The organism is Helicobacter bizzozeronii, from assembly GCF_900196775.1.
Lineage (GTDB): Bacteria > Campylobacterota > Campylobacteria > Campylobacterales > Helicobacteraceae > Helicobacter > Helicobacter bizzozeronii.
Genome location: NZ_FZLB01000047.1, coordinates 1 through 16,608, shown reverse-complemented (window position 1 = coordinate 16,608; position 16,608 = coordinate 1). Strand labels below are relative to the sequence as shown.

Sequence of the window (16,608 nt, the reverse complement as noted above, 5' to 3'; positions counted from 1 at the left end):
GGCTAGTCCTTTTTGTCGTAGTCAAGGGTTTGGGGTTTATTACGATTACCACTATCCGATCCAGACTGATAAAAACCATCAATAGTTTGCACTAAATTAAGCATGGTAGAAATATCGCTAAGTTCTCCAGCGTCGTATTCTGCACCCGCGTTTTTGTCCAAACGCACTAAAGCACGCACTAATTTTTCTCGCACATTTAAGCGGAGTTTTTCTCTGAGTTTTGAGCTGTGATAGCATTCTAAAGGATTTCTTGGTTCGTTGCCCCATCTGTAATTATCCGTTACTACACATTCTTTAACCCCACTTTCTCCCGCTGGTTGCAAGTGTAACTTCTTAGCTTGGATTCTAATGGCGTGGATTTTGGCGTGCATGGTCTTGGTGATGGGAGTGGTGGCTTTTAGAGCTTTTTGCAAGAAGTCAAGGTTTAGGCTTTTATTCTCAATAAAAGCTTCTTGCACGGCAAGCTTGACTAGGTTTTCTAAATCCGCTCCGCTAAAGCCCTCGCACGCTTTGGCAACGCTGGCTAGATTGAGGTTTTGGGGATTTTGGTGGCGTTTTTGTAAATGGATTTTTAAAATCTGTTCTCTCTCTTTTGCGCCGGGCAAATCCACAAAAAAGAGTTCATCAAAACGCCCTTTTCTTAAAAACTCAGGGGGAAAACGGGTGATGTCATTCGCCGTAGCCACGATGAAAACCATGCTACTTTTCTCCTCCATCCAAGTTAAGAAATGCCCAAATAGCCGCCTACTCACCTCATGCGCGCCCTCATTAGCCCCCATTCCGCTAAACGCCTTTTCAATCTCATCAATCCAAAGCACACAGGGGCTAATGGCTTCGGCTAACTGCAAAGCCGCGCGCATATTCTCCTCACTCTGCCCGACAAACTTCCCAAATAAACGCCCCACATCTAGGCGCACTAAGGGCAGTTTAAACAACCCCGCACACGCCTTAGCACTCAAAGACTTCCCACATCCGGGCACGCCCACCACTAACACGCCCTTAGGCATATCCACGCCCTTTTGCATGGCTAAATCCAAATGGGCAATAATCTTGGCTTGTTGTTCTAGCCAAGCCTTAAGCTTTTCTAGCCCGCCCATGTGTGCTAAGTCCTCACCCTCTTTGGGGCGTACCATTTCTAAAAGATTGGTCTTTTTAATACGCTGTTCTTTTTCTTTGATCACAAAATCCCGACTATAAGCATCAATGCACCCCTGCTCATAAAGAGCCAAACGCAAAATCTGCTCGATCTGCACGCCTCTTAAGCCCTTACAATCTAGGGCAAGCTCATTAGCTACTTGGGATTCTAGGGTGATCTGATTTTCCCTAGCAAACTTCTTAATGCTCTCTGAAATCTGCACTTTATCCGGGAAGGGAATGTCAAAAATACGGGTGTAAATTTCTAACTCTTTAGGAATGTTAGGCGTGCCCAAATGGCTAGAAAAAATAAAAATGGTGAGGTTGTAATCCCATTTGGTGAGGATATGGCGCGCCATACGTTGCAAGAGGGCGACCACTTTGGGTTCTTGTGCGAGTTGTAAATCAATGTCTTTGAGCACGATAAAGAGTTCTTGATCAAAGGGGCGATCGCGCACCTTATCTAAAAAGCTATCTAAGCTTTCTGACTCGCCTAAAGGTCTTTTTGTGGCAAAGTCGAGTGCACCTAAGGCATGGTCAAATTCTAAACATTCCCTATTCCCTCTAACTTGTGCAACCAAGCTATCTAGCGCGTCCTTATCTTGGCAGGGCATGTAGAGAATAGGGGCATGGGTGTCTATGAGTTGTCGGAGTTGGTGGGTTAGTGATGTGGGCATGGGAGGTCCTTTAAATGTCGAGTTCTAGGAACTGCAAGGTCTGCACGCCACTGAAACCGTAATTATCACCTGAAACTTTTAAAGTGCGGGTGATGAATATCTGCCCGATTTGCTTAATTTGCTGGTCATTTTCGTCTAAAAATTTTCCACGATCGCTATTTTCATAGTAAAGGCAAACAAGTTTTCCAAAGTCATGGGGTTTAGTCTTTAGAGTGTCAAAATCTAGGTTTCTTTCTTTTGTGCCATTTTCTTGACATAAAGAATCATGCAAGTTTTGTATTATTTTGTTTGAATACTGAGCATGTATAATCGAGGGCAGTTTGTTTATTGGTGTATAGGCTAGCTTTCTTACCCAAGCCTTTTCAATCTCATTAGTCTTAAAAGTAGGGCTAGCTAGAAAATAAAACAAGAGAGCCTTAAAGGCTTGTTGGTCGCAACGCTTGTTGAGTGTGAGAAAACCCAAATGGTCGGCTAGCTCAATTTTATCTCTCTCTAGCAAATCCGCATGGTTTTTGAGCAACTCTTTTAAAGCCATTCTGCCCGTTACTAAACCTTTGGCTTTTAAGAGTTTCTCTTTGAGTGTGTCGTAACTTTCTGATTTTTCCTCAGTTGCTGACTGCAAGGCTTGGATTTGTGCCTTAAGGGTTTCGATCTCTGCTCTTAAGGCTGCTTTTTCTTCCATGTGTTTTTGATTTTCGGGCATCTCTTGGATTGCCTGCAAATCCGCCTCTACTCCAAACACCCCACACAGCGCGCTTAAAATTTCTGTGTCTTCTGTGGCTTGGATCGCCTCCACACCTCGCAATTCGTTTTCATAATCCCTCGATCGAAGCCAACGCCATAGGGTGTTGGTTTTGTAATGCTCCAACACATCTAAGAGATTAAAATGTTCCTTAAGCTGTTCTAAGCTGGTGATCTTCTCCCCATCACAGGTTAAGGCAAATTTGGCTAGTTTCATATAATCCTCCTTGAAAAAATAAGCCCTTATTATAGGACTTTTTGCCTTTCAATCTGCATAAAAGACCTAAGGCGTGCACTAGCTAGAGCTATCCAAATTCTCAATCAACTCTTTAAGCCATTCACAATATTTCTCGCTCGCCTTAGTTTGCGCATAGTCCTCTTTGTGATCTAGGATATATCGCAATTTGTCTTTAATAGCTTTTTTGACATCCTCATCGCTGGATTGGTAAAGGGCTTTGATGAAAGGGAGAAAGGTTGCGAAATGTTCGAGCTCATCGCTACTTAGAGTCTTTATTTGCTCCTTGTCTGAATAAATTTTGTAAGGAAGCTCAATCAAACGAACAGAAAAAGACTTATTATCATCAATCACGCGAGTATACTCTGGCGGTTTTTCATGGATTATTTTTAAAAACTTGATAATTAGATTCTCATGTGTCATATCAATCCATTGCCCATTAATTTCTTGTATTTTTTCTACAATCGTCAAAAAGACTGATTGTGCTACTCTCTCATTATTATCAGCCTTACCCTTGATAAAAAGCCGAAGAAAAGTCAACACTAAATCTTGACATTTTTCAAAACTAAGCGTGCCATTTCTATGATATTTAGATTGCCTGATTATCAATTCCTCAAGCTGATCATATCCATTATTGAGATTTATCACTCTCTCTTCCATGTTATCGTTAAACTCTTTTAAAATCTTATCAAAAGTGCTTTGTTTGAGTGAACAATACGATGCTAAGAGTATGAAATTATTAAACAATTTCTTGCCTTCGACTTTCAAAACTCTAGCTTCCTTAAATCTAAGACAGATATTTGTAAAAATTTCCTCCAAAAACCTTGACTCATTTGACTTAATTGTCTTAATTTCGAACCGAAGCGTCATATCAGAAAAGCATTCTCTAAAAACACTTCCTAATTCTCTAGTTTTAAAATATCTAATACTATGACTAAAGACCTCTTGATTCACTAATAACGAGGATGGTACCCCTGCCTTTTCTCCTAAAGCCTCAGCACTTAGCGCACGCCAATAGCACTCAAGTGCTCCTACATAAGCCATTCTGTATCTTTCAAGTCTTGGGATAATTAGACAATTGCCAATTCTAATCCGATCAAACTCTTGAAATTTCGCCAATACTTGTTCGGAATTAATATTCTTCCTATGATGAGAAAACTTTCTATTTCTCCAATATGAAAGACTCCTCATAACTTGCCACTCAAAGTATTTTTCAAGTCCGAAAATGTGTTTTAGCCTGTTTCTTTCATTTGATGGCAAATCTAATAAAAATTGTTCCCACTCATCATAACTTGGCTCATCACATTCATTAGGGTGGAACCCCCAGAATCTGTTAAGTTCGCTTGAAAACCATATCTTAAACTCTCCATTTCTAAAAGATTCTTCTGAGATCCCTCTACATTGTCGATACATTTTCAATATGTCTTTTCTATTCGTGTTCATGTAGTTAAAATTCTCAAAAAGTAAAAAATGTCTTAGGAGTTTGTCCTTAAGTGGTATTTCTTTAGACTTCACTAGGGTGCGAGTTTTTTTCTTTAGCACTTTAAAATTAAAAGATATAAGAATCTGCCTTATCTCTTCTACATCCTTATTACTTAGGACTGGCACTTCATCATATTTTTCCTTGATTTTTTCAAAAAAGTATCTTAGTTCTTTTTCATGTCTTAATTTCCCTTTATCATTTTTATCATCGAAAAGCTCACGAAGATACAAGACATGGATATTTTTGTTTTTATAAAACTCAAATTCAATCCGCTCAAATGGATTGTTTGTCTTGATAAAGTAGATTGGCTTCACATTATCCGAGCAAGAATTTACCCAAGAAATGATTTGTTTGACATTTGGATCGCCCAGAGAATAACCGACCAAGACGACAACATCTGTTGCGAATACTCCCTTGACATAATTTTCAATGAGTGGAAAATTTTGACTATATTCTAAATAGTCTTTTTCTCGAAAAACAACATTCCCTCGATTCAAACCTCCATGTATTTTAAGAAGCTTTGGCAAGCCTGTAGAGTTTCCAATGTTTGCATCCATCTCTACAATATCAAATGGTTTTTTTACCTTATAACTCGCTAGCTCGAATAAGTTATCCCAATTTGTTGTGATGAGATTTTTAAGATTAAGTTTGACAATTTCAAAATGTAGAATATTTGGCTCGGCGTTATTGCCTTCCGGAGTTTTTAGAACTTCTCTTAGTGTCTGATAGTAAATATTATGTCCAAATTGATTAAAAAACTTCTCGGCCAAGATAAGATAATCTCCGCCTCTTTTGATCTCATCGCAGAGTTCTTTTTTAAGCTTTTTTTCAATTTCCTTTATAAAGTCTGCTAATTCTTTCTGTGATGGAATGCCATGTTGTTCAAGAAACTTCTCGGCACGCACATGATAGCCCTCATTTCTTTCTATCTTGCCATAAAGTTTTTCTCTAAGGGTCTCCATCAACTTGTCCCACGATGGCAAACCAGAACCAGCACTGATTCCAGCTCCCGCAAAAATGCTCAAATAGTTCTCGTTGTGCGCTTTTCTGATATTCTCTAGAGATGTTTCAATAAAGCTTTTGTGTTCGTTGTCAGGCATAACTCCTCCTAAGACACCCATTTTACCCTAAACTTCTTGGATTGCCGTGTTGAGTTGGCAAAGGCGGAGATGTCTTTTAGTATCTCTAGTGGCTATTCATTTGTGGAATAAAAAGCAGTGTTTTGCAAGGCAATTACCCTCCCGTAGCCCTATGGCGTTTAAACCATGCCCTCAAAAAATAAAGGGCTTTTAGGCTGAGTCTGTATAAACCCCTCACAACACGATACAGATCGCTAGCACAACGCCAAACCATGTTCAAACCTTTGTAAATGAGATTGTCAGGGGTGATGCCCACACTCTGAATAGCCTGTATCAAAGTTGCGCGCATGGAAAATTCAACAGGATCAACGCAAACATCATCAATATAGCCATTCGGTTTAGGATCTCCTAATTTTAGGGCTTGCATTTTTTCTTGAGACAGGGCATTTTTATGCGGGCTTAGGGGTAAAATTGCAGAGAGCGCACTATTAGGAACAAGCGCATAAAGCTGGGCGTATTGTTTGGCTAATTCAATTCCCTTAATATCAAGGTCTTTTGTGTGCTGGCAATCGGGGGCGAGGGTAAAATGCGGGCTTTTAACATGGTAAAAATGCCCTAATCCCTCTAGGTAAAAATCCAATCCAGCACAATAAATTTCTTTATACCCTAAGACAATTGCCACAATAATCATCATTACACCAGTGGTAAAGTGTTGTTGGTAAAAATTACGCCTAGTGGTGTAGAGTTTATAAAAAGGCTCTAGGCTTTGTAATAGTGCGTAAGTGTTGCGTGCCCCCGGATAATGTTTGTCTAGGTAATCTTGGGCGTGCGTATAGTGATTCCCAAAATTCATAAAAGGCGCAATAGTCGAACAAAAAAGGTCTTCAAAATAATATTCTTGACGCAAACTCAACTCTCTAGCCGTTTTCATCTGCATATCAAAGACTTGAGCGTTAAAAAACACCCCCTTGACCTCTTTACCTAGATAATACTTATCCTCAAAATAAAATTGGTTGCACCTAAAAACATCAAAATCCGGAGGAAATAAACTATAATCGATGTTTTTAATGCTTGGACCATTACCGGCGATGATGAGGGGTTTCATGGTTTGCAGAGGGGGTAAATCACACATCAAAATCCTTTAAAGAGTCAATGTCTAGGGCGTGATCTAGGGTGATCTCATAACCTATAAGCGCATCGTTTAAACTGGTGTTGGGCGTTAGGGTTTCTACTTGGTGGATGTAGATCGCCCCATTGATTTTATAGTAGGCGGGCAAATCCTGACGGCGCACAGAGCTAGGCATATTTAAAAGGGGTTTGAGGCGGTGGTTATGCAGCGAGCGCATAAATAGGGGGTGCTCTGTAACCAAGTGCACGCTGGCTAAGGGCAAATAGCCCTCTTGCTTAAAGAGCCTATAAGCCCCTTTGATGTCCTTAGCATCTCTTAGAGGAGAGGTGGGCTGGAGCACCACCACATGATCAAAACGCACTTTTAAATCCTTGTAATTTTGTAGAGATTCTAAAAGCCCGCTAATAGTGGGGGCGTTGTGGCTAGAAGTTTCCTTAGAGCGTAAAAAGGGCACATGTGCCCCGTAACTCTTGGCAATGTCTGCATACTCTTTACTATCGGTGCTCACAAACACCTCGCTAAAAATGGCGGATTCCTTGGCGGCTAAAATGGTGTGCGCCATGAGGGGCAGCCCTTTAAAATCTCTGATATTTTTATGTTTCACGCCCTGAGAGCCACTTCTTGCCGGGATGTAGGCTAAAACTCTAGTCATGGGCAAAATACTTTTGGGTGGGGGTGTCAAAAAGCGCAGGGCTCAAGGCATTTAGAAAATGCGCCACACTCTGCCCCGTGCCAAAATGATAACCGGGCTTGTGGCGGGGCTTGTTTTTTACTTCTAAAATCGCCTCTAAAATGGCGTGGCGCTCTTCTTTTACTTGTGTGATGTGGCTTGCCATGCTACGCTTGTGCTGGCGGCTACCAAGATTTAAGCAGGGCACGCCATACACCCCCGCCTCTCGAATGCCCGCACTTGAGTTGCCGATGATAAACTGGGCGTTTTTGAGCAAAGTTAAAAAATATTCAAATTTCATGCTCGGGAAGCACACAAAATGCGGGTTATTTTTCAAAGTTGCTAGGGCGTTTAGAATGGCTTCAGAGCCTAGATCGTTGTTAGGGTAAATGCATACAAAATTTTGCCCCTTTTGGGTGGCCAATTTGCACCCCTCTAAAATCTCGTAAATGGTGTGGGGGAGGTCTATAATTTCGCTCACCACCGGGTGGTAAATGAGGATCGCATACTGCCCTTTAAAGGCTTGGATTTGAGAATAACGCGCCTGCACTTGAGAGAAACTGGGCAAGTCTCCTAACATCACATCAATATCGCTAGAGCCGATCACAAAGATATTTTCAGCCCGCTCGCCCATTTGTAACAAAATCTGGCGGGCGCGCTCCTCGCACACAAAGTGCAAATGCGCCAATTTAGACACACTATGACGGATGCTCTCATCTAAAGTCCCGCTAAGCTCCCCGCCCTCAATGTGCGCGCTCAAAATGGAGTTAAAACTCCCCACAATCGCACAGGCTAAAGTTTCTAAGCGGTCGCCATGAAAGACAATGAGATCGGGGCGTTGGTGGTCTATGAAGTCATGGAATTTGGCAATGGTGTCTGCCAAAGCCAAATCCATGCTTTGTTGGGGGGGGGGGGTAGATTGCTTAGCTAAAAAGACATGACTAAAGCCGTCTTTAAAAATTTCAATGTAGGTACTGCCATATTTCTCCAAAAGGTGCATGCCACACACAAAGATCGCATAACTGATTTTACCCGCCATGGGGTGATCTAATGTGCCCTTTTCTAGCGAGTCGATGGCTTGGATCAAGGGTTTTAATTTGCCATAGTCTGCCCGACTATTGGTGACAAAAACTAAATGTCTTTTCATACCAGCATGTCAGCACAGATGTGGCTATCTTTGGGGATAAACACCTTAGCCACTCGCCCCAAAGTCTTTTCATAATCCTTAGCCAAAATCCCCCGTGTGCCCGGGCGTTTCACCCAAGAGTTTTCTTTGCTAATCGCTTCGCCCACAGCAATGTCAGCAGTGGCGACCATCGTAGCAAAGGCAAAATCTCTAGTCACTTGCTCCTCTTTTAAGTGGGTTTTAGAGCCTCCACGCATTAAAAAGAGCTCATGGGCACTTTGCACTAAATCCTGCGCCTCTTGTGGGTCCATAGAGCAAATAATATCGGGTCCCTCACGCTCTTTAGAATCTGTAAAATGCCGCTCGACTAAACTTGCCCCCAAAGCGATCGCCCCCTTACAGGCGTTGTTATTGAGGGTGTGATCACTTAGCCCTACAGGTACACCGGGGAATGCTTGGGCTAAATCTAGCATCGCACCCAAGCGCACTAAGTGGGGGGCGGTGGGGTAAAGATTAGTGGTGTGCATCAAGGCTAGGGGGACTTTATCTAGCAAAAAGCTGACATGCTCTTTAACAGACTCTAGGCTGTGCATCCCGGTAGAGATGATCATAGGCTTTTTAAAGGTGGCAATGTGGGCTAAAAGAGGGGTGTTGTTCATCTCGCCTGATCCAATCTTAAAGCCCACCACCCCGATGTCCTCTAAGAAATTTGCCGCCGCACGGCTAAAGGGGGTGGAAAGATAAATCATCCCCAGTTTTTCGACATACTCTTTAAACTCCCGCTCCTCTTTAGGGCTCAAGGCGCATTTTTTCATGATCTCATAGATAGAGGAAGAGCTATTGCCCGGGATGACTTTTTGCGCTAGTGGGCTCATCTCATCCTCGATGATATGGGTTTGGTGTTTTAACACCTCAATGCCCGCTGCCTTAGCCGCATCGGCCATCAGTTTAGCCACCTCTAAACTCCCCGAGTGGTTGATCCCCACTTCAGCCACCACTAAGGGCGGGTGGTCTAAGCCAATTTGGCGCGTGCCTAAATTAAATTCCATCAATGCCCCCTTAAAAAATGTGCTCTATTCTAACTAAAACCAATGGATAAGTAAAGATAAGTAATGATCACAAGCACTTTTTATTGGTAAAAGCAACCCTAACCCCTATACAAGAACGCCTCTATTTTCGATCGTCTGCCCCCACTACACAGCGTATTTTTTAAAAAACGCATACAAGTGCTGGTAAATCTCCTCTGCGCGCGTTTTAATGTCCTCTAGCAGCCAATCGCTTTTGGGGAACTTGGCTAAATCTTGTGCCTCTAAGAATTTATAAAAATATCCGCATCGTTTAGGGGGACTCCACGATTATTGAGCGTGTTAAAGACCTACAAGGCGTATTCTAGGCGTTCATCTTCACTGGCTGATCCCCCACACTCTACAGAGAGCACAATACAAGAGTGCAACACACATAAACACAGATTGTGGAAAGTCGTGGGGGCTCTGTGGCAAACTCGTCTCTGATCAAATGTGGGCATTCCTTAAGAGCACCCGCCCTATTTTGGGCATGAGGAGCAAAGCCCCATAATGGTCATGATAATGCACAAAAAGACTAAAATGGCAAAAATTCCAACACTTCTTGGAGAATCAAAGTGGCTTGTTCATAAACCTTTTGGATGGATTGATCCCATGGTCGCACATCGCTGTGCAATAAAGCGTTGCGGAGTTGGTATAGAATTTCTATAAGACCCCGGTAAATGAGCTCGCGATTGGATTCATCGAGCATGTTTTTATCGCTTCTATGGATCAGTTTGGCAATATTTTCCACCCGCCCATCAAGTCTTTCACGAAAAAGACTTTTAGTCTTATCGATTTGGTGTTTATTAAGTCCTTGTCGGTTCAATGCGGACTCAAATTCATAACCCTCAATGTCAAAAGTCCTTCTTTCAATAGAGTGTTTAGCATTTTTTGTTTGCACTTTCACGCTCAAATCTAGCATGTTGTCTGACACACGACCGCTATGAATTTCTAAAGTATAGGTAACCCCGTTGCTTGTCTTACTCCACGCTCCTTGTTGCACGGATCGAACTTGCACGCTCTTAAAACTTACCAATCGACTTTTGTGTGTTACACTTGAATCTTCTAGGATTTTGTCAAACTTTTTCAACAAGCCTAGAAAATCGGTATGCTCCTCGAAGTACTCTAAAAATCTATTTTGTGTTTTCTGATCGTCCTTGAGGGCATCTATATAGTCTCTATCTTGTTTGACTTTATCCTTGCCTTCAAATCTTACTTTGCAATAGAAATTGAAAGCCAAATAATTTTTGACAAAATAAGTGCAGTAATCGATCTTGCCCATCTCTTTATAGCGTTCAAAGTGTTGTTTTTCACCTTTCATGGCAAATCCTTGTGGCATTTCTACAGTATTTTAGCCAAAAACAATCCTTTTTGCCTAAATAGCATACCCCCCACGCCCGACTCTAGGCTTTGCAAATCAAAATCCTTGCAAATTTTTCCTTGCCCTCAATGTGGGGGTTATATTTTGAGTTTTTGGCGATTTTATACCCACACTCCAGCACGCCATTTAAGATTTGGCGCGCTGACACGGCAAAAGGCGCATCATAATCGCTAGGGATATAGTTATTATCCACCAGCAACACCCCGCCATCATCAAATCTTTTATAGCTATCTGGGATTTGCTCTAGGAGCATAAGTCTTAGCCTTGCAATATTAGCTCTATTTTTGATAGGAAAATTGGTGAAAAAATGCGCAGCAGCACGCACTACTTGGCGCTTAGGAGTTAAAAACCAATCCACACTATGAAAGCCCGCCCACGCTTTCTTTTTGGCAAAATAAGGGATAAAGGCAGTAGTGACACAATTTGTGATGTTTGAGAGAATGATGAACTTCTTTTTACTTTTAATGAGTATTTTCCAATATTCTATGGCGCGTGAAAAGGGCGGATTAGTGCAGACAATGTCGGCTTCTTCATTCAAAATTCTTAAGGACTCCGTCTCTTCAAAGCCGCCATTATAATTTGGCGGGGTGTATTTCATCTCACGCGCCCCCTCTTTGGTAAAAATATAGCCCTTTTTGCCCGCATGGAATAAATCCCGCTTACTGCCATAATGCGTGCAGATAAGTTTTTTCAGCTTGAGCCTGAAAAAGTGCTTTAAGAAATACAGGGCAAAGGCACTGGAGTCGGTATAATCTCTATTCTCTCCGATCGCATCATCGCAGTTACAAAACACGACCTTGTCTTGCCATATTTTTAGAGGGTAGCAGGATAGCTCTTTTTCCACATCCTCATACCTTGTATAAAACTCATCATCTTTAACTTCTCTGGCTTTGTCTAGTAGGGTCTTTCTAGTAACGCCCCGATCAATCATGCTGGGCGTGACTAAGGGCTTGAGCTCTTTTTTTGGCTTGGGAGGTTTGATACTCACTTGGGAGATAAATAAGGGATGGGCTTTAATGTAGCTTAGATAATTCTCAAAAAGGCTAGGGTTATAAAAATAAATTTCGCGGCTCTGTATTTCTCTTAAATGTGCGAAGGCAGTTTTAATGTCCTGCTCTATTTGGCGCATATTAGCCACTTCACAAGTGAAAAGATAGCTATAAGTGTTCTCTTGGGATTGCCCCGTAACGCTGTTGTATTCTTTGAGCCGTCTTTTGAGGTCATTGGTGATACCCATTTTGCACTTGCTGGGTTCTAAGCTGGATTGGACAATGTAGAGGTATTGTTTTTTCATAGGAGCCCTTTAAGAGTTTGCAAAAGGGTATTTTAGCACAGGGGGTGCTGTTTTTTGGGGACCCAAAACCCCAAGCCCTTACTTTTTACTTTTAAAAGTGCGTAATGCCTCTCCCCTTGCTACCTAACTACCACCCCTTACCCTTATGCTCCTGCACTTTGGCTTCGTTTTGCTTTTGGGACTTATATTGGTATTGCGCGTCCACCTGTGGCTTTTGTGCGGCTTCTTTATCGCCTCTCGCCTTAAGCTTGCTTGCTTTGGGCATAGTGGTAGTCGCCCTATTTTTTATTATTCTCTGCTCGTTGTTTAAACATGTCCTCTGGGTTTTTGTAATGTGCCATAGCAATCCTTTCTTTCGTTGGCTCAGAATAACTTAATATCCCACTCGTAAAAACCGGCTTTGTCATCTGAAAGTTTGTAGCGTCTATAGATCGCTTCCTTGACATTTTTTAAGAGGTAACTAGCATCGTCTTTTTCACCTAACAAGCAGTGGCATACTAATTTATGACAATGTATACTCCTCAGAATTTGGTTTGAGTGCATATTTAAACTTTTTGCCTTCAAGTTCTAGAGCATTGTTAGCAACAGAGCTCGAGCCTACAGCTTTAACATACCCCTCTCCTTTGGCATTTTTTGCCCCTGTTTTTTCATGCCTTGCAAAGACATAAATCTCTGTTGCAGTGTTATAACCTTCAATAAATTGTCTAGGACTAGATTTGCGCACCTCACCCGTGCTGAGCAATTCTACAATCTGGTGTTTGCCCCATTTATCCTTGCCCACATAAATACCTGAATGTTCAGCAATATTGCCTAACAAATCACAACAAAGCACGCTACCCACCTTAGGATCTTTAACAACACCTTGTGAGCGTTTGTAAGCCTTATAGGCACAATAAAGCAAAGCCCCTAGGGCTCCAAATATCCCTACCTTAATTTTTCCGAACAATTGTACACCCTAAAAACTAAAAAATACCGTAATCCCCGCATCGCCCCACTTCCCCACCCTTGCAAAGGGTAGGCATAGGGTATTTTTAAACTAAAATAATCTCCTTGCCTTTGGCTTTTAAAGAGTCTTGCACCTTTCATACCACTCTCTAATAGTGTGGTCGGTCTTGGACTTGGGGTTTTGGATGTTACATGGCATTAAAGTAGGTCTATAACAATCGGCGGCTTTATACTGCCCATGCGCCCAATCCAAAATTTTAATAGGTCTTTTGTAGCACATCCAACCCACCAAGCTATCCTGTTTCTCAAGTTCGCTTAATGGGTCAGCCTCGCCAATAACTTGCGCTAAAGCGATAAATTCAGCTCCCTGTCTAACAGCCACAATTTCATTCATTGCCATCATCTCCAAGAAATAGTGGTGGGCTCTTTTCCCCCCACTCCAATGTGTTAAACCTGCCAAACCGATAAAACTATATTTTTCTAAAATTTCGCGCTCACTCCATAGTCTCCTAAGCGTTCTTCCTTGGTGCATTTGCATGTGCCAAAACATAAAAACCTCCTAAAATTTGCATTTAGGTATCGTAGCATTAAAGACTAGAGATTATCCTACACAATGGCTTAAAAACAAAGCGAGAAAAACATTAAAAAACTAAAAAGCAAAGTTGAAAAAAAGAATAGAAGTTAATAGGTTTCAAATTCTCCCCCGCATCACCCTACTTTCCCACCCTTGCAAAGGGCAGTATCATCGGCGTTAGAGAGCTTGACTTCCAGGTTCGGGATGGGACTGGGTATTTCCTCTCCACTAGGGACACGGGGAAAGTAAAGCTTCTCACAAAGCTTTTAAAAAGCTTTGTAGCTTGCCAAAGCCTTGAGTTAGCACCTAAAGGATTGCCAAATGCTTTAGCAATGCTTAAGGGTTAGCTTGTCTTTTGCTCTTGTCAAACCAAGAGATTTTAAGGTCTCAAGTCTGAGTTTAAGCTAAGTTTAGCCAAGCCTCAAAGGTGCAAACTCCAAAGCTTAAGCAACCTTGTTTAAGCCCAAGTGCTGGGCTAACTCAATGCAAGCAACCTGCAAAGCAACAACAAGGCTTAAAAAGCTTTACTTTTTGTCAATAACCTACGCTCTAGTTTGCTACAAAGCTTGATTACACTCAACAAGGCGGTGATACCTTATCAACCAAACAAGCCAAACGCTCTATTAGTAGTGGTTAGCTAAATGCATTACTGCACTTACACACCCACCCTATCAAACATGTAGTCTTCATGCGAGCTTCAGGGAAAGCTTATCTTGGAGTTGGCTTCGAGCTTAGATGCTTTCAGCTCTTATCACAACCATGCGTAGCTACCCAGCGGTGCTCTTGGCAGAACAACTGGTGCACCAGTGGCATGTCCATCCCGGTCCTCTCGTACTAGGGACAGCTCTCCTCAGCTTTCCTACGCCCACAGCAGATAGGGACCGAACTGTCTCACGACGTTCTGAACCCAGCTCGCGTACCGCTTTAAATGGCGAACAGCCATACCCTTGGGACCTGCTCCAGCCCCAGGATGCGATGAGCCGACATCGAGGTGCCAAACCTCCCCGTCGATGTGAGCTCTTGGGGGAGATCAGCCTGTTATCCCCGGGGTACCTTTTATCCTTTGAGCGATGGCTCTTCCACACGAGAACCACCGGATCACTATGACCGACTTTCGTCTCTGCTTGAGTTGTCTCTCTTGCAGTTAAGCTAGCTTGTGCCATTACACTCAACTGGCGATTTCCAACCGCCATGAGCTAACCTTTGTAAGCCTCCGTTACTTTTTAGGAGGCGACCGCCCCAGTCAAACTACCCACCAAGCATTGTCCTGCTAGAGGATAACTCTAGCCAGTTAGCTAACAAAAACGCCAAGGGTGGTATCTCAAGGATGGCTCCACAGACACCAAAGTGTCTGCTTCAAAGCCTCCCACCTATCCTGCGCATGGCATTCCCATTAGCAGTGCTAAGCTGTAGTAAAGGTCCACGGGGTCTTTCCGTCTTGCTGCGGGTAGGAGGAATTTTCACCTCCACTACAATTTCACTGGATCTCTCTTTGAGACAGCTCCCATCTCGTTACGCCATTCATGCAGGTCGGTATTTAACCGACAAGGAATTTCGCTACCTTAGGACCGTTATAGTTACGGCCGCCGTTTACTCGGGCTTCAATTCAAAGCTTCGCTCTTGCGGGCTAACCCATCCTCTTAACCTTCGAGCACCGGGCAGGCGTCACACCTTATACTTCCTCTTACGAGTTGGCAAAGTGCTGTGTTTTTGGTAAACAGTCGGGAGGGACTCTTTGCTGAGACCTACTTGCGTAGGCACACCTTATCGCGAACTTACGGTGCTAGTTTGCAGAGTTCCTTAAAGAGAGTTCTTCCACGCGCCTTAGAATACTCATCTCATCTACCTGTGTCGGTTTGCGGTACGGACAATTGCAACTAAACTTAGAGACTTTTCTTGGCACGATAGTATCAGTGATTCTCTTCTTGGTCCGAAGACCTTAAAGAGCCTGTCAGGTTTCAAATACAGGAGCGGATTTGCCTCTCTCCCAATCTACACCCTTCGACTAGCACTTCCATCAGCTAGCTCACCTAACTTTATGCGTCCTCCCATCGCACATTGCAATTGGTATAGGAATATTAACCTATTTCCCATCGCCTACCCCTTTCGGACTTGGCTTAGGACCCGACTAACCCTACGATGACGAACATCGCGTAGGAAACCTTAGATTTACGGCGGATACGATTCTTACGCATCTTATCGCTACTCATTCCTGCATGCTCACTTCTGTGCGCTCCAACACTCCTTACCGGTATGCCTTCAACGCTGCACAGAACGCTCTTCTACCACTGCTCTAAAAGAGCAATCTACAACTTCGGTGTCTATCTTAGCCCCGTTATATTTTCAGCGCATGATCACTAGACCAGTGAGCTGTTACGCTTTCTTTAAAGGATGGCTGCTTCTAAGCCAACCTCCTGGTTGTTTGAGTAACCACACATCTTTTTCCACTCAGAATAGAACTTGGGGACCTTAGTTGGTAGTCTGGGTTGTTTCCCTCTTGACGATTGATTTTATCACCCACCGCCTGACTCCCAAGATACAACAAAAGGTATTCGCAGTTTGACAGGGTTTGGTACTGCGGCGAGCAGCCCTAGCCCAATCAGAGCTCTACCCCCTCTTGTTATGACTTGAGGCTATACCTAAATATATTTCGAAGAGAACCAGCTATCACCAAGTTTGTTTGGCCTTTCACCCCTATCCACAGCTCATCCCAGCCCGTTTCAATGGGCACGGGTTCAGTCCTCCACAAGCTGTTACACTCGTTTCAACTTGGCCATGGATAGATCACTTGGCTTCGGGTCTGCAGCGTCTGACTAATGCGCCCTATTCAGACTCGCTTTCGCTATGGCTCGTTTTCACTTAACCTTGCCAGACACCACAACTCGCAGGATCATTATGCAAAAGGCAGTCCATCACCCTGATAAATCATAGGGCTCTGAATGATTGTAAGTAGATGGTTTCAGGTTCTATTTCACTCCGTTACCCACGGTTCTTTTCACCTTTCCCTCACGGTACTTGTGCGCTATCGGTGTAGTAGTAGTATTTAGGGTTGGAGAGTGGTCTCCCCGGCTTCAGC

13 protein-coding genes and 2 rRNA genes are annotated in these 16,608 nt (G+C 43.0%); all 15 read right to left on the bottom strand.

The annotated features are described in order from the left end of the window. Positions 1 to 2 precede the first annotated feature (2 nt). Positions 3 to 1,811 (bottom strand): AAA family ATPase, encoded by a 1,809-nt coding sequence (locus tag C5684_RS06035; RefSeq protein WP_104639736.1) that lies wholly within the window; start codon positions 1,809 to 1,811, stop codon positions 3 to 5. A 10-nt stretch (positions 1,812 to 1,821) separates the two neighbouring features. After that, complete coding sequence (locus C5684_RS06030) at positions 1,822 to 2,769, bottom strand: NAD-dependent DNA ligase (RefSeq protein WP_104639735.1); 948 nt, start codon at positions 2,767 to 2,769, stop codon at positions 1,822 to 1,824. Positions 2,770 to 2,847: 78 nt separating this feature from the next. Continuing rightward, on the bottom strand, positions 2,848 to 5,370 hold the full coding sequence (locus tag C5684_RS09540) for an SIR2 family protein (RefSeq protein ID WP_233708679.1): 2,523 nt from the start codon (positions 5,368 to 5,370) through the stop codon (positions 2,848 to 2,850). Between the two features lie 133 nt (positions 5,371 to 5,503). Then, positions 5,504 to 6,481 (bottom strand): alpha-2,3-sialyltransferase, encoded by a 978-nt coding sequence (locus C5684_RS06020; protein WP_104639734.1) that lies wholly within the window; start codon positions 6,479 to 6,481, stop codon positions 5,504 to 5,506. Beyond that, positions 6,474 to 7,130, bottom strand: a complete 657-nt coding sequence (locus C5684_RS06015; RefSeq protein ID WP_104639733.1) for an acylneuraminate cytidylyltransferase family protein — start codon at positions 7,128 to 7,130, stop codon at positions 6,474 to 6,476. The genes C5684_RS06020 and C5684_RS06015 overlap by 8 nt, the downstream gene beginning before the upstream one ends. Continuing rightward, on the bottom strand, positions 7,123 to 8,295 hold the full coding sequence (gene neuC / locus C5684_RS06010; protein ID WP_104639732.1) for a UDP-N-acetylglucosamine 2-epimerase: 1,173 nt from the start codon (positions 8,293 to 8,295) through the stop codon (positions 7,123 to 7,125). Before neuC ends, C5684_RS06015 begins: the two co-directional genes overlap by 8 nt. Beyond that, positions 8,292 to 9,323 (bottom strand): N-acetylneuraminate synthase family protein, encoded by a 1,032-nt coding sequence (locus tag C5684_RS06005; protein ID WP_104639731.1) that lies wholly within the window; start codon positions 9,321 to 9,323, stop codon positions 8,292 to 8,294. Before C5684_RS06005 ends, neuC begins: the two co-directional genes overlap by 4 nt. 326 nt (positions 9,324 to 9,649) lie before the next feature. Then, a complete protein-coding gene (locus C5684_RS09325; RefSeq protein WP_006017124.1) occupies positions 9,650 to 9,799 on the bottom strand; it encodes a hypothetical protein in 150 nt (49 codons plus the stop codon). A gap of 74 nt (positions 9,800 to 9,873) precedes the next feature. Beyond that, positions 9,874 to 10,659, bottom strand: a complete 786-nt coding sequence (locus tag C5684_RS06000; RefSeq protein WP_013889733.1) for a hypothetical protein — start codon at positions 10,657 to 10,659, stop codon at positions 9,874 to 9,876. A gap of 82 nt (positions 10,660 to 10,741) precedes the next feature. Further along, positions 10,742 to 12,013 (bottom strand): adenine-specific methyltransferase EcoRI family protein, encoded by a 1,272-nt coding sequence (locus tag C5684_RS05995; RefSeq protein ID WP_104639730.1) that lies wholly within the window; start codon positions 12,011 to 12,013, stop codon positions 10,742 to 10,744. Positions 12,014 to 12,376: 363 nt separating this feature from the next. Further along, entirely contained in the window at positions 12,377 to 12,499 is a 123-nt protein-coding gene (locus C5684_RS09690) for a hypothetical protein (RefSeq protein WP_013889730.1), read from the bottom strand. Between the two features lie 16 nt (positions 12,500 to 12,515). Then, on the bottom strand, positions 12,516 to 12,959 hold the full coding sequence (locus C5684_RS05990; protein ID WP_104639729.1) for a hypothetical protein: 444 nt from the start codon (positions 12,957 to 12,959) through the stop codon (positions 12,516 to 12,518). A gap of 117 nt (positions 12,960 to 13,076) precedes the next feature. After that, positions 13,077 to 13,508, bottom strand: a complete 432-nt coding sequence (locus C5684_RS05985) for a hypothetical protein (RefSeq protein ID WP_233707560.1) — start codon at positions 13,506 to 13,508, stop codon at positions 13,077 to 13,079. A gap of 150 nt (positions 13,509 to 13,658) precedes the next feature. Continuing rightward, positions 13,659 to 13,774 (bottom strand): 5S ribosomal RNA (gene rrf / locus C5684_RS05980). Between the two features lie 360 nt (positions 13,775 to 14,134). Further along, positions 14,135 to 16,608, bottom strand: a 23S ribosomal RNA gene (locus C5684_RS05975); the annotation flags it as partial.